General features: G+C 71.4%; 11 protein-coding genes and 1 pseudogene. 2 read left to right on the plus strand and 10 right to left on the minus strand.

Going from position 1 to position 13,639, the window contains the following annotated elements:
* Positions 1 to 23: 23 nt before the first annotated feature.
* The 9 genes from CHC11_RS27610 to CHC11_RS27650 all read right to left on the minus strand — a co-directional run bounded on the left by CHC11_RS27610 (position 24) and on the right by CHC11_RS27650 (position 11,738).
* A complete protein-coding gene (locus CHC11_RS27610) occupies positions 24 to 317 on the minus strand; it encodes a class II aldolase/adducin family protein (protein ID WP_089314735.1) in 294 nt (97 codons plus the stop codon).
* Between the two features lie 130 nt (positions 318 to 447).
* On the minus strand, positions 448 to 945 hold the full coding sequence (locus CHC11_RS27615; protein ID WP_089314736.1) for an alpha/beta fold hydrolase: 498 nt from the start codon (positions 943 to 945) through the stop codon (positions 448 to 450).
* Positions 911 to 1,141 (minus strand): hypothetical protein, encoded by a 231-nt coding sequence (locus CHC11_RS27620; RefSeq protein ID WP_089314737.1) that lies wholly within the window; start codon positions 1,139 to 1,141, stop codon positions 911 to 913. Before CHC11_RS27620 ends, CHC11_RS27615 begins: the two co-directional genes overlap by 35 nt.
* Positions 1,138 to 1,410 (minus strand): alpha/beta fold hydrolase, encoded by a 273-nt coding sequence (locus CHC11_RS27625; protein WP_089314738.1) that lies wholly within the window; start codon positions 1,408 to 1,410, stop codon positions 1,138 to 1,140. Before CHC11_RS27625 ends, CHC11_RS27620 begins: the two co-directional genes overlap by 4 nt.
* A 196-nt stretch (positions 1,411 to 1,606) precedes the next feature.
* Positions 1,607 to 2,371 carry a hypothetical protein gene (locus tag CHC11_RS27630; RefSeq protein WP_089314739.1) on the minus strand — a complete coding sequence of 255 codons (765 nt, stop codon included), beginning with the start codon at positions 2,369 to 2,371 and terminating at the stop codon, positions 1,607 to 1,609.
* On the minus strand, positions 2,364 to 5,879 hold the full coding sequence (locus CHC11_RS27635; protein WP_089314740.1) for a hypothetical protein: 3,516 nt from the start codon (positions 5,877 to 5,879) through the stop codon (positions 2,364 to 2,366). The genes CHC11_RS27630 and CHC11_RS27635 overlap by 8 nt, the downstream gene beginning before the upstream one ends.
* Positions 5,872 to 8,076 carry a WD40 repeat domain-containing protein gene (locus tag CHC11_RS27640; protein ID WP_089314741.1) on the minus strand — a complete coding sequence of 735 codons (2,205 nt, stop codon included), beginning with the start codon at positions 8,074 to 8,076 and terminating at the stop codon, positions 5,872 to 5,874. The genes CHC11_RS27635 and CHC11_RS27640 overlap by 8 nt, the downstream gene beginning before the upstream one ends.
* Positions 8,073 to 10,769: a hypothetical protein gene (locus tag CHC11_RS27645; protein WP_089314742.1), complete on the minus strand. Its 2,697-nt coding sequence runs from the start codon at positions 10,767 to 10,769 to the stop codon at positions 8,073 to 8,075. Before CHC11_RS27645 ends, CHC11_RS27640 begins: the two co-directional genes overlap by 4 nt.
* 24 nt (positions 10,770 to 10,793) lie before the next feature.
* A complete protein-coding gene (locus CHC11_RS27650; RefSeq protein ID WP_089314743.1) occupies positions 10,794 to 11,738 on the minus strand; it encodes a hypothetical protein in 945 nt (314 codons plus the stop codon).
* Between the two features lie 327 nt (positions 11,739 to 12,065).
* Between CHC11_RS27650 and CHC11_RS42915 the strand changes: the two are divergent.
* A pseudogene (locus CHC11_RS42915) lies at positions 12,066 to 12,234 on the plus strand (IS701 family transposase); the annotation flags it as partial.
* Positions 12,235 to 12,240: 6 nt separating this feature from the next.
* Here the strand turns inward: CHC11_RS42915 and CHC11_RS27655 are convergent.
* Complete coding sequence (locus CHC11_RS27655; protein ID WP_089314744.1) at positions 12,241 to 12,441, minus strand: hypothetical protein; 201 nt, start codon at positions 12,439 to 12,441, stop codon at positions 12,241 to 12,243.
* Between the two features lie 695 nt (positions 12,442 to 13,136).
* Between CHC11_RS27655 and CHC11_RS27660 the strand changes: the two genes are divergently transcribed.
* Positions 13,137 to 13,639, plus strand: a 503-nt coding sequence (locus CHC11_RS27660; RefSeq protein WP_425427343.1) for a transposase, incomplete at its 3' end; no start/stop codon positions are given.

Raw genomic sequence — 13,639 nt, forward strand, 5'->3', positions numbered from 1 at the left:
CCGCTCCCCGCCGCAACCGGTGCTTACGGAGGAAGAACTTCCCTCCTCTCCGGACCCCGGGGTAGCCGGCGAACCAGGTACGCCCAGGCGGACTCCAGTTGCGAGGGTCCGTAGCAGCGGGCTCGCCTGGCGAGGGCCTCGGCCTCGTCCGAGTGGTCGTAGGTGCCGGTGGCCGCGGCGACCTGAAGCTGGAGCCGGCAGGCCTTCTCCAGGAATATCGCGGTCATGACGGCGGTGGGTACGTCGGGTCCGGTCGTGACCAGGCCGTGCCTGTGGAGGAGGAGGGCGTTGCGGTCGCCGATGGCCTCGGCGACCATGCCGTAGCCGGCGGCCTTGAGCCAGACGCCCGCACGTCCGGGTCGCGGAGGGAGAGGTGTCCCCGGACGAGGTCGGCGTTGCCGTGCGTCGCCAGTACATGGCAGCCGACGGAAACCTGTTCGGCGGGCGTCACCGGGAGTCGTCGGCGAGGAAGGCGCCGACGATGCGGTTGAACTGGGCGGGCTGCTCGAACATGGGCCCGTGCCCGGCGCCGGTGATCATGTCGAAGGCGGCGTCGGGCAGGATCTCGCTGGCGCGGCGGCCGACCTCGGCGGGGGTGGTGGGGTTGTGGTCGCTCCACAGCAGGAGGGTCTCGTGGTCGATGCGGGCGAGGTCGTCCTCGCCGAGCACGTGGGCCTGGTTGGCCTCGCCGGGCTGCTCGGCGACGAGCTTGCCGAGGGCCTTCTCCGTGCCGGGCAGCGTGTAGTGGCGGTAGCGGCATTCGACGAGTTCGTCGGTGACGGTGGCGGGGTCGAGCATCAGCCATTCCAGCCGTTCGCGGACGCTTTCGCGGGTCGGCGTCGAGACGGCCCTGGCGGTGACGGCCTTGACCTGGGCGTGCACCCGTTCGCTCTCGGCGGCGCGTCCGGGGTCAAACAGCAGTAGCCCGGCGCCGGTGACGGACACGAACGTCGATCGCGTAGACGCGCAGGCCGCGCTCGGACAGCGGGACGACGTTGCGCAGGAAGCCCTCGGCATGGCCGGTGAGGCCGCCCATGAGGATGACGGCGTCGCCCTCTCCGGCCTCGATCGATCGGGTGCGCCAGCCGGCGGCGTCGCGGAAGCGGGTCTCGGTGCCGAGGGAGTCGGTCCACAGGCTCATGCGCGGTCCTCCTTGCTGAGGAAGTCGATGAGGGAGGCGTTGACGAGGTCGGGCCGCTCGTACTGAGGCCATTGCTTGGCTTCGGGGACGGTCGGGAGGCGGGCATGGGGGACCGCGGAGACGGCTGCCTCGACGGCGGCGGGGGTGTGCCCGTGCTCGCCGCGGATGAAGAGGGTGGGTGCCTCCACGGCGGAGAGCCGCTGCGGTGTGAGGAGCGAGCGGCCGTTGTCGGCCGCCCGGACCTGCCGGTGGACTCGCCGGGCCTCCACGCCAGGCGTCCAGGACCGTACGTGCCGGGCCCGCACCCGGTGCCGAGGGCATCGCCTGATCGCGATGAACCGACCTCGGGAAACGGGCCAGCCCATGGGACGCTGGTCCGAGCCAAAGTGGACATGACACGGCTCGCACGCAGGTCCGTGCGGTGCCTCCGGTTATCCCGTGAGCATCCTGCCTACGAAGTGCTCATCAGCGGCCAACCTCTACGCCATAGCCGAACCAGTACCCGCACGGCTTCCATTCAGGGCCCGGGATGGAGGTATCCCCTTCCGAGATGGGAGGGAAGTACGCGATATCCACCCATGGTTGGAGCCACACCCCAGGCCGCCCGGAGGCGATGAGCGCGTCGGCGTCGACGACCACACGCCAGGCAAAACTCCCGTCCCAAGGGGGCGGTGGCCCAAAAGGCCCAGGATTGTCATTCGCAGGCTGCACGCTGAACCAGCCGGCCGATTCCGGGTCCGGTGCTCCGATGTTGAAGCGTAGAGACGCATCGATGCCAGGACCACGGAACTTGAACAAGATCTCGCGGCCACCGTGGGAGAGGTCGAGGTAGGTATCCGGATATGAGGTCCCTCCCCATCCCGGCGGGAGTGGCCGGGAGAAACGACCCTGTTCGCTGACGGCCGGTGTGAGACCAGGTGATCGCACGCGTCCCCGTAGGTGGTGGCGCTCGTACCCGCCCTCGGCCGGCATGGCGATCTGCACGCCGGCTTGGACGTACGCGTCCGCGGGCACCGTGAACTGGTCGGTCTCGGCCCGGAACCACGAAGCCGGGGTCCCTTCGTCCGGCACGACGTCGAATGTCACGGTGACGGCGTCCGTGCCCGTGTTGTGGATGAGGAAGGTGATCGTGCCGCGCAGCATCCCCGCCCCGTCGTCGGCGACGCTCACATCGATCGGCGGGGTCTGGATCAGTCCGCCGGTGTACACCGAGATCTCCAGCTCACCCATTGTCGTCCCCTTCCGGCAGCCATCCGCCTGGGATCGGGATGTGGTCGATCAACACCGTGCGTTCGGTAAGCTCCGGCGGCTGCGCGCCGAGGCCCTCCTGCGGGGCCGCAAGATCGCCGAGTGGAGCCAGGTCTTCGACCTCCCGCACCCGCAGCCGCAGCGGCCGGCCTCCGGGCGGGAGCGGCAGCTCGATCGGCGTGCCGGACGCGTCACCGGTCCGCGTGAACGTCGGCAGCGGGCGCCACGCGGGCAGGCCGGGGTCGGTGGCGGGGTCGACCGCGATCACCTCCGGTGCCGGGCCGCTGTCCGGGGCCTCGTCGATGCCGACCTCGACTCGGTTCGGCGGCTGCGGCCCGACGCCGTGCACCCGTACGAGCAGCCGTCCCCCGGCGCGCTCGACGACGATCTCCCGATCGGGCAGCAGCGGCACTCGCTCCGTCGTGACCACCGGCGACAGTTCCAGCGCCGGCAGGCTGTACGGCTGGTAGCGGGCCACGGCCAGCCGTACGAAGGGCCGGTACGCGCGCATGTCGGCGGGCGGGGTCAGCACCACCTCGGCGCGCCACGCGTCGCCCTTGAGGGTGACCGGGCACGCGATCACCGATGCGGTCGGCTCACCGCCGGGCAGCCGCAGGGAACGAGCCTCGCCGCCGAACCACTCGGCCCCCGGGTACCGGCCGACGCGCGGCGATGCGTAGACGGGGTCCCCGGCCAGCTCGGTGACCAAATGCGCGGCATCTCCGGGGCTCTCGGACGCGACCACGCCCAGGCACTCGCCTGCACCGGTCGCGTACCAGGGGCGGGCCAGCTCGACCACTAACCGGTTGCCGGAGCGGCGGCGTACGATCCGGTCCGGCCCGGTCTCCGCCGACCAACGGAAACCGGGCAGCACCGCAAGCACCTCGAGTTTCGGCGGCCGGGCGGACGACGGCACCACCACGGTGCGCGGCTCGCCCATGAGCTCGAACGCCCCCGGCGGGTCCTCCGGGGCGAAGTACGGCCGGTAGCGGCTCACCGCCTTCGCGGAATAGGTGACGTCGCGATGCCGGGTATCACCGAACTGGTGCGCGAAGCGCAGTCGCGGCGCCTGGTCACGGTCCACGTCCCGGTCGTGCACGTGGCCTGCGGTCATCGGCCGCACGGAGTCATCCGACCATTCCTCCCAGGCGGCGGCGACCTCCACCCTGCCCGTGCTGGCGGTGTGCAGCCCGTCCTCGGCGAACTCCGCCGTGACGATGGCCGCCGTGTCGCCCTCGCCACGAGCCGCCTGAAGCTCCTGCCATACCGGAGCGATCCTGGGCCGGCGTACCGCGTGCACGGCGTGCACGGTCACCGGGGGCGAGAGCAACGGGTGCCGCCCCCGAAGCGCGTTCCCACTGGTGACACCGCCGGGGGCGGCGCGCGGCCCGAGCCACTCGTGGACGGCGAAGTGCGGGAGGAAGCCCGGTGTGATCGTGGAGGAGAGCTCGACGTCGGCGCTCTCCCCGGGGGCCAGGTCGATCCGCAGCCGATCGGCGTTCTCCCAGCTGAGCACGACCGCGGTGCTCTCGGGCACATGATCCCCGACTACGACGGTCTTGGTGTCGGTGCCCGGCCAGGGGCTCCAGTCCGCCGCCGACCACGGCCCGCCGGCGTACGCGGCCACGCCGGCCGCCGCCGGATCCGGCAGAGAGAGCGCGGGCTGGTCGCCGGGTTCAACCCGCAACGCCTGCGCGGCGAGCCGCCAACTCTCGGCATCGGTCATCGAGTCGAGTACGCCGTGCTGCTCGATCAGCGCGAACGCGACCGCCGGGGGATGCAGCGTGCAGGCGTCCCGGGCGGCGTAGCGGGGTTCGGCGGCGGCGAACTCCTCGGCGGTCATGCCCTGGTCGCTGCGGATCACCAGGCGGTCGACGGCCGCGCCGGGCAGCGGTGCGGAGTCCACGTGCAGGCGGGGCGGCGCCACCGGCTCGGCCCGGCGGTAGGCGATCTCGTCGCTGGCGCAGTCGTCGGTGACGGCGTCCAGATCAGGGCCGCCGCCGGCGATGTCCGCCACGCGTACGCGCAGGCGGTAGCGCCGGCCGAAACGGAGCCGGGGGAGCGCTCCCTCCGGCACGTCGAAGCTCCAGTCCAGGTTGTACGGGGCGGCCATGCGCGGGGCGGCGGCCTGCCAGGTCCGGTCGGGACGGTGGGCGAGTTCGGGCGGCGGCACCGCGAGGCTCCAGCCGTCCCACCGCACCACGATCTCGTCCGCGCGTATCACGCCGTCCTCGCCGCGCACGGCGGCCAGGTGCTTGACGTGGCCCTCCTCCCGGCGGCCCCGCCCGGTCCCGATCTCGATACGGTCGCCCGCCGCGTCGAGCACCGAGTAGACGGCCTCGCGTGCGCACAGCGACCGCCACTGGGGGTCGTCGGCGTCGAACACGTCCACTCGATAGCCGAGCACCAGCTCGGTGGCGTCCAATTCGTCCTCGGCGTTGCCGTCGGTGGCGTTGATGCGGTTGTGGGCGCGCAGGGAGGCCCGGTCGAGTCGGTCGTCGAACTGGCGTTGCCGGTCAGGGCGGATCAGCATCAGCCCGGCCGACCGTAGCGCGGGCAGCTGTGCGCCCGGCCCGTTCGGCGCGGGGGGCCCGGTCGGATCGATGCCGGTGCCGGAGGCGAGCAGCCGTGCGGCCGCCCGCAGTCCGATCACCCCGCCGTCCACGTCGAAGGTCGCGATCGCCCATGGTGGCGTGTCGCGCGTCTCGTCCACCAGGTCGATCCGCGGTGCGTCCGACAGGTCGATGACCCCCCGCCGTACGTCACTGGCCCGTTCGGGGTCGGCACCCGGCCAGAACCCCTCCGTGTCGAGGCTGTACCACGTCCACGGCGAGGTGAGCACGAGGTCGGTGCCGTACGCGCGCACCGACAGCCGATCGCCGTCGTCCAGCTCGTCGGCGTTGATCAGCAGCTCGAATACCAGCCCGAGGTCACGCAGCACCTCTGGATGCTCGCGGATCAGCCCGAACGTGCGCCGGAAGTCCATGGCCGAGTCCAGCAGCGGCGAGTCCCGCGGCGGTTCCGGCGGAGGGACGGCGGCCCACGGCCGCAGATACTGCGCCAGGTCGGGGGTGCCGTCGGGCTCGGCCAGAACCTCGCTCACCTCGCGGTAGGTCAGGCCGATCCGCTGGGCGTCGCCGTACCGAGGCGTCACCAGGGCGCTGTCCGGCTCACGCAGTCCCGCGAACAGCCTGGCCGCGTCGCCCCGGAACACGGCGTCCCAAACGTCCTGGCTGGCCACGGAGTCGTACAGCACCGGGCGGGACCGTGTCGCCTGTACGCCTGCGGGATTCTTGACGTACAGCCGGAAGTCCAGGTCGTCGAGCAGGATCCTCGGCCACGAGTCCAGCCCTTCGGTCGTCAGGGAGCCGCCGTCAAGCCTGGGAACCACGACGACCCGCAGGACGGCGGGCCGGCCGATCTCGTGGCCGGGCACGTCGGCGGGGTCGAGCAGGCGGTTCGGGACCGCGATCAGCACCAGGTCACTCATCGCCCCGGCCTCGGTAGAAATGGATTCCGTCTTCGCAGGCGACGGCGAGCACCCTGCCGTCGGCGGTGAACCCCAGGTCGTGGGGAACGCCGGCCGCCGGACCCCACCAGAACGCGTCCGCGTCGTCGCGATCCCCGCGCCCGACCGCCTCGCCGTCAAGGTCGAACATGTACAGGTACGGCTGCTCGGTCGCCACGAGCAGGGCGCGTCCCTTCGGATAGAACGCCAGCCCGGTGACCGGGTACGGCAGCCGCCACACCGTGTGCGCGTCACCGGGGGAGGAGGCCGAGGTCACCCGCACGTCGTTGCCCGCCGCGGTCGCGAGCAGCCGGCCATCCGGGCTCACCACGACCTGGTCGATCCCCGTGTGATGGGGGATCGTCTCGGTGAGGCCGGTAGGGATGTCCACGAGCACCAGCGCGGCGTCGGCGTTGCTGCTGGTGATCACCAGCTTGGTGCTCCCTTCGCCGGGCACGGCGAACGCCAGAGAGGTGATCTTGCCGTCGACGTCGATCGGCTTCTCGATGATCTGCCCGCCGTCGTGGCGCAGCAGGCGGCAGTGGCTCCGGCTCGCCACCGCGATCACCGCGTCGTCGGGTGGTTCGGCCGGAAGCACCGCGACCCGCTCGAGCGGTTCGTTGAACTGCACGCTCGTCGGGTCCTCCTCGTTGACGTCGTAGAACCGCAACCACGTGTCGCCGCGTACGTCGACGAGCCGCCGGTCGTCGACGAATGCTGCGTCGCGCGGGGCCCGGATGGCGGCGGAGGGTTGCCGCGGCCAGGACTGCAACGGCGTGCCGAGCAACGTACGGGCCACGAGCCTTGTGTCGGCCAGCCACACCGCGCAGTGGTCCCCGCTCGGGCTCACGGCCAGGCCGAGCACCCGCGCGTCCGGCTCGCTCTTGTACAGGGGCGCGGCGTCGCCGAGCCTGCGGAAGTACTCGAACCCGCCGGCCCCTTCGCCCGCACCGACCACGCCGATCCAGGTCCGCTCCCGCTCCGGCGCCTGGGAGTCCGGGATCGTGGCGAGCACCATCCGGTACGGGGTGCCGCGCCGCTCCCACTGCTGCCGGTGGGTCCACGCGGCCGCCGCGACGTCGTCGATGTCGTAGCAGGTGACCCGGTTGCCGCCGCACAGGGCGATCCGGGTGCCGGAGGGGCTGAACTCGATCCGGCCGGCCTCGCCGTCATGCCGCCAAAGGCAGGCGCCGGTGCCGGCCTCGAGCAGCGTCACCCCTGGGCCGGACGGGGTGGCGTTCACGGCCAACAGCCCGCCGTCGGGGCTGTATCGGACGCAGCGCGGCCTGCCCGTTGCCGGGTCCAGCCGCAGCGTACGGAAATCCTCCGACGGGGCCAGCCCGGGCAGCGTCCGGACCGTGAGCTCGGAGCCCGAGGCGTAGGCCACCAACTTCCCAGACGGACTGGTGGCGATGCTGTGGTAGCCGACCGAGTCTCCGGCCGGGAGCCGGAACTCGACGTACCCGTCGCCCTCGAACTCCACGATCCAGCCGGAGGTGCCGGGTTCGCCATCCGCTTCGTCCACCCAGAAGTACTCGCCCACCGCGAGGAGGCGCTCACCGGCGGCCCACTTCAGCTGCTGGCACTCGCCGAGGAGGAGCCGCGTCTGCTTCGAAGGTCGCGGCTCGCCGGTAGCGCAGTCGACGATCGAGGGTGGCGAGCCGTACGCGAGCAACGAGGGTGAGCCGTCGGGTCCCAGGCACCACGGCTGGCTAAGCAACAGCGACACGGACCGGGTCCACCCTGCGGGATCGCCCGGCTCCATCGCGTAGGCGAGGAACCCGTCATCGGTCCACGCCAACAGGAACGGATCTCCGACGTCGCCGAAGGCGAGGTCCCTCGCGCCTTGGTACTGCCGCTGCCAGAACCGTTCACCCGTGTGCACGTTGAGCCCCACCAGCCGCTGGAACGGCTCGGTGTCGTGCGGAACCTGCATCCGTTCGGCGTACGCGCAGACCCCGTACCCGGCCTGGACCGTGATCGCGGTGAGGGTGCCGCGGTGCAGGCCGCTCGGATCCTCTCCCCACGCGGGCTGAACCTGCCCGCCGGGCACCGACAGCTTCAGCGGGGGATCCGTGGTGCCGGTACGGGCGGCCACCAGATGATCGCCGTCCGTCCAGAACAGCCGGTCGGGGGCGAACGGCAGGTCGAACTCGGCGACCGGGGGGACGCTGCTCACGGATCCTCCTCCGAAGGCGCGACCGCGAAGCGACTGCGGTACCGCCGCCAGTTCTCCAGCCCCGGGTCGTGGTCGCCGCCGGCGGCGAAGGCCGCGAAGGCTGCGGGCCGGGTCAGTGCCGGCGCGTCCCCGCCGACCAGGCGCCATTCGCCGCTGTCCAGTTCGACACGCTCGGACCAGAACAGGACCTCGATCTCGAGGATCACGGTGGCGCGGCCCACCAAGTCGTTCGTCACCGACCGGTATGTCAGCTCCAGCCTCAGCTCCACCGAGACCGAGACCAGCCCCAGCACGTCCAGGGTGCCGCCGATCCGCAGGTAGCCGCTGACCTCCAGTTCGCCGGAGTCCCAGACGAACCGCACCCCGCCGAGTATGTGGGCCTCGCCGCGTGCGACGTAGAACTCGACCGCCACCAGCGCCCCGAACTCCAGCGCTGCCTCCAGCCGCCGCAGCCCGTTCTGGTCGGCGGCGAGCTCCAGGTAGCCGCCGCCGCCGAACGCCATCACGGTCAGCACGAACGGGTTCGTCCGGCCGGAGAAACCGAGCACGACCTCGGGTGGTGCGCCGGTGAAGGACACGTCGACGCCGGCCCTGAACAGCATGTTGCGCATCACGAAGACGCCGCATGTCACGGCGGGTAGCGGCAGCGCGTAGTCGACCGCGACCCCGCTGGTGGACGGTGTGATCTTCGGTCCGGCGTCGCCGATCGCGACGTTGTCGCCCAGCTCCTCGAGCAGCTTCAGGCTGCCCAGCAGCTTCGCCCCGAGGCCTTCGACGGTGAGCCCGTCGGGAGGTGCGCCCCGGCCCGGCGGCTCGGGCCCGGTCCGCCGGACGTACGTCACCTTCGCGAACGACAGCTCGAGCAGCGGGTTGGACGTGGGCAGCCGAAGCCCGAAGTCATGCAGTGTGCAGGTCACGCTTGTGCCGGTGTCGGACGCGACCACGTTCAGCTCGAGGCGGGTGGTGTCCTTGGCGACGAATCCCGGGAGGTCCTTCCTGAACGTGACGGCGCCCGGCTGTGACCAGCTCATCGTGACGACGGGGGCGCGGCCTGGCCGCATCTCCGAGGTGATCATCGGAGGCACGTCGATCCGTTCGATGATCTCACGCAGCGGATAGCCGAGCAGGCCGGCCCCGACGTCGAACAGGCCGGCGGGGGAGGACACCAGGGCGCCGGCGGCGGCCTTGACGGGGCCGTAGTTCCGGGAGATCGCATTGACCCGGTACGCCAGCGCCGCCAGCCCGCCGGAACGCTCCGCCCGCCCCGCGAAGTCGATCGGTATCGCCTCGCCTGCGGCGAGCTCGAGCATCGCGTACGCCGACTCGCCCTGCTCGGCGAAGGCGTCGGTGTACCGGAACGGGTGGTAGGCGTCGGCCTGGTCCAGCAGCCGTCCCAGGGCCGGCAGCGTCATCTCCAGCTCCTCGAGGACGGCCCCCGGATCGGCATGGCCGAACCGGCCGCCGAGCGTGAAGCCGCGGACCAGGTGGACGTCCGCCGGTGCGGCCTCGGGCGCCCGAACGAGGTCGAGCGGGGTGGGCGGAATCGCGACCGTGACCCGGCCGTAGAACCTCCCGAGTTCCTCGGCGAGCCGCGAGGTCGCCGCGGGGCCCAGCGACCGGTCCGCGACGAACACGAGCGGGACCTCGAACCGGACGGGGCCGTTCGGCGCGTGGCACACCACCGGGAACAGGAGGGGCTGCCCGGCCGAGGCCATGGGCCGGAAGTACGTGTCCCTGCGTTGGCCGTCCCCGGCATCGAAGCTCTGCCAGTCGGGGTGCTCGAGCTCGGTGAAGACGGTTCGGGAGATCTCCACCTCGTCGAAGGGGAACCGGCGGCGGATGGCCGGGTCCTGAGACCGGTCGCGTACCGGCTCGACGACTGTGAGCTGGTACGCGTGGCGAAGCACCGCGACCTGCTCGGCCGCATCGAAGGCGCGCACCACCGACTTCTCGTAGATGGCCCGGTGCCCGAACGGGTAGAGGTAGCCGCGGGCGAGGAAGCGGACGGACATGTCCCGGCCGAGTACGGTGCTGTGGTCCCATTCCGCCTCCGGCCAGCGTCCGGAGGCCACGAGGGAGCCCCCGAGCGCGCTCAGCTCGAACAGGCGTGACCGCGCCGGCGCCTTGCCCGTCAGCTCGGCAAGGGACTGCCGGGCGAACCGGTCGAGCGCCGGCACGAAGTCCGGAGGGTCGCCGATGCCCGCCGCCGTCTCGTCCACCACCACGAGCTCCACCCCCGAGCCGGGCTCGGAACCGTGCAACCGGGTACGCCACAGCGGGTTGGTCTCATCCGGGATCGTGCCGACAGGGTGGCCGGCCCGCAGCGGGTGTTCGCCCTGGGCCTGGGGGCGTACCTTCAGCCGCCACGGCAGCTCGACCACGCTACCGGCGTCGACGGCGAGTTCGCCGGCGGCCCGGACCAGCCCTTCCACGGTGAGGTCGATGCTGTTCCCGGCCGGCACGACGAACCGCAGCGCGCTCGACCCGGACAGCCGCGCCCGCCGCCGCCCGGCGGCCCCGGCGGTCTCGGCGATCGTCTCCTCGGCCAGGTGCTGTGGCGGAAACCAGAGCGTAAGAACCCCGCCAACCGGGTCGGCCACCAGTGCCGCACCTCCGCCGGTGACGGTCATGCCGGACCACTCCACCCCCAGCAGCAGGTGGTCCGCCGGTCGCGCCACCAACGCCCTGATCATCGCCCCGTCCCCGTCACTTCACCCTCATCTCACAAATCGCTCCGAGCGCGGCCGCCACCGCCGGGAAGTCACAGGCGTAACCGGTGGTGCCATCGCCCGCGTGGTGCAGGCCGATGATCTTGTGGTCCGCGTTGACCACCACTGAGCCGGAGTCGCCGGAGTTCGACCAGACGCCGTCGGGGTCCTCGCCGGGAGACCAAATGTCGACGTCGACAGCGATCTGTCCGAACGTCCACCACAGCAGGTCGCCCGCGCCGTCGTACGCCCCCGAGATTCCGCTGACCCTGCCCGCGGTCTCAGCGTTCGCGCCCCGCGCTTGTGCACCCGCTCCCCGAGCCGGACCGAGGCGAATCCGGCGACCGTGCCCAGCCCCTCGATCTCACCGACCTTCGCGCCACGGTCGGTGATCGAGCAGACCGCCGCGTCGAAGGCCCCACCAAGACCGTCCAACTGCGGAACGATGGAGAACGCGGGTTCGACCGACGCCTCCCACCGCAACAGCTCACCCAGCCGCTCCAGACTGCTCGGCGTCGGCTGCTGGATCACATCGCCGACGGCATTCGGGAGCGGGCCGGGCGTACCGCCCAGGACGTGCGCGTTGCTGATCGCGACGGGCCGGCCGGTACCGCTGTCGCGCAGTACACAGCCCAGCGTGCCGGTACCGGCGAGACCGCCATGGGTGTCGTGGCGGCCGACCTGGTGGCCGCCGAGCACGGGATCGTGCCGGGCGGCGTCCGGGATCACTGGTGTGGTCTCCAGGTACGGGCTGCCGTAGACCACGATCAACGGCAAGCCGCCGAGAGACTCCGGCAGCCCTGCGAGCGGCTCCTCGGGATGCGATACCAGGATGCGTACGGCCAAGACACCGGCTTCATCCAGGCCGATATCGAGTCCGTTCACCTCATTGAGGGGGGACAGGCCGGCACCGCCGTCGGCAAGCACGCGCAGCATCTCGGCGGACGACTCCATGGGCCACCTCCTGGAGGAGCTTGCCACTCAGCCGCACGGACGGCCGCATCGCGGACGACATACTGCGCGTGGGCGGGAAACCCAACTCGTACAGGCCAGACTCCGGAGTGGCGATCCTGGAGTCAAGACGCGCAAAGCGCGTCATGGCTTTTAGGCCACACATGGCCTCACGTCGGGCGCCCCACGGTCCGGGCGGCACGATAAAGGCGTGCGTAGCGAAGGGAGTCCGCCTTGCAGGTCGTACTGTGTCATGACGCGTGGCGGGCGCAGGTGGCCGAACGGCTCGGGGACGAGGGCGGGGTGCCGGTGGTCGACGACACCGGGTGCCTGCCCGAGCTGGTGCTGGTGGCCGGATCCCGATGGAGCGTCGAGGAATGCTTCCAAGCGACCAGGAACGAGGGTCGGCCTGGACCACTACGAGGTCCGCAAGCACACCGCCTGGTGCTGGCACATCACCTTGGCCATGGTCGCCCACGCCCACCTGGCCTTCCTGGCCGCCGGTTCACTTCCAGACCAAGGCGATGACGGCGACGGCGAGGTAGACGACCTCGCCCGACAGGGGGCCCGACCGGCGAGGACGATCGCATTCCAACAGCGCGGACAGGGACGAACCCGACGAGCCGGTCCCGCTCACCGTCAACGAGATCCGCCGCTGCACGCCCAACTCCACCAGCCCCGGCACCGACCCCAACCCAGTGGTCACACTGGCGCCGCCGCCACCAAGCCGGCGCCCGCCGCTGCCACTACCAACGACAGCGACGCCTCATCGATCACTAAATGCGGCTGGAGTACTAGGGGAAGCGGTTGATCAGCGTCGACCTGCACCGGGCGCTCGGCGGGCGTCCCGGCCGCCTCGGCGAATGCCGGCCTGGACGGGGCGTGCGCCGGTTGGCTACCGGCCTTCGGCCACCGCAGCCTCGCGGTTTCGGCTCGCCGAGCTCGACGGACGGCTGCCCGCATCGGCGCTGGCCCTGAGGTGGGCTGGCCTGAACTGTGGGAAGACTGGGGCGCCATGGTGGCGGCGTGCACGCTGCGGCCAGGCGACTCCCTGGACCACTTGCCGGCAGTCATCCAGCAGATCGCCCGATGGGAGTGTGCCGGAGCGGCGCCGAAGCAGGTCGACCAGCTGGTTGCTGACTTGATGGCCCAGCCGCCGTCGAATTCGTCATGCACACCACCGCATACGGGGAGCGGAGCCTAACCTCGGGCTTTCACCGGACGGCGGGTCGGGAGTGACCATTTAGACAAGAAAAGTGCCTCTGCGCTGGGAGGATAGGGCTTGTCGAAGGTCCTGTCCGCGCCAGTTCAGAAGGCACTTTTCACGTGAAGACTACAGGTCGCCCTGCCAAGCTCGTGGTGTCTTGTGACGGGGCCGGGATCGTCGGTCATGCTGGCGGGGTGCTGCTGGCCCAGACGCTCCGGGTCACCGGGCTCGACCAGGCACTTTCGGTTGGGTTGGAGCGGTGCCGCAAACCGCGGGCGACCCACGATCCGGGCAAGGTCGTCGCGGACCTGGCGGTGATGCTGGCGCTGGGCGGGGACTGCCTGTCCGACATCGCGGTCCTGCGGGCCGAGCCGGAGCTGTTCGGGCCGGTGCCGTCCGATCCGACGGTGTCGCGGCTGGTCACCACCCTGGCCCAGGCCGGCCCGCAGGCGTTGCGGGCGATCCGCAAGGCCCGGGCGGCGGCTCGGGCGCGGGCCTGGGAATTGGCCGGCGAGCGCGCCCCGGGCGCTGTGGGTGACCTGATCGCGGTGGATCTGGACGCCACGATCGTGCTCGCGCACTCGGAAAAGGAGAATGCGGCCCCGACGTGGAAGCGCACCTTCGGGTTCCATCCGATGACCGCGTTCATCGACCACGGCCCCGGCGGGACCGGGGAGGCCGCCGCGCTGGTGCTGCG

This window comes from Actinomadura mexicana (assembly GCF_900188105.1).
Taxonomy (GTDB): Bacteria; Actinomycetota; Actinomycetes; order Streptosporangiales; family Streptosporangiaceae; genus Spirillospora; species Spirillospora mexicana.

What these genes read in the sequence shown, in the direction of transcription:
- CHC11_RS27610 (WP_089314735.1), bottom strand. Translation starts at nt 317, where the DNA reads ATGGTCGCCGAGGCCATCGGCGACCGCAACGCCCTCCTCCTCCACAGG.
- CHC11_RS27620 (WP_089314737.1), bottom strand. Translation starts at nt 1,141, where the DNA reads ATGAGCCTGTGGACCGACTCCCTCGGCACCGAGACCCGCTTCCGCGAC.
- CHC11_RS27630 (WP_089314739.1), bottom strand. Translation starts at nt 2,371, where the DNA reads ATGGGTGAGCTGGAGATCTCGGTGTACACCGGCGGACTGATCCAGACC.
- CHC11_RS27635 (WP_089314740.1), bottom strand. Translation starts at nt 5,879, where the DNA reads ATGAGTGACCTGGTGCTGATCGCGGTCCCGAACCGCCTGCTCGACCCC.
- CHC11_RS27645 (WP_089314742.1), bottom strand. Translation starts at nt 10,769, where the DNA reads ATGATCAGGGCGTTGGTGGCGCGACCGGCGGACCACCTGCTGCTGGGG.
- CHC11_RS27650 (WP_089314743.1), bottom strand. Translation starts at nt 11,738, where the DNA reads ATGGAGTCGTCCGCCGAGATGCTGCGCGTGCTTGCCGACGGCGGTGCC.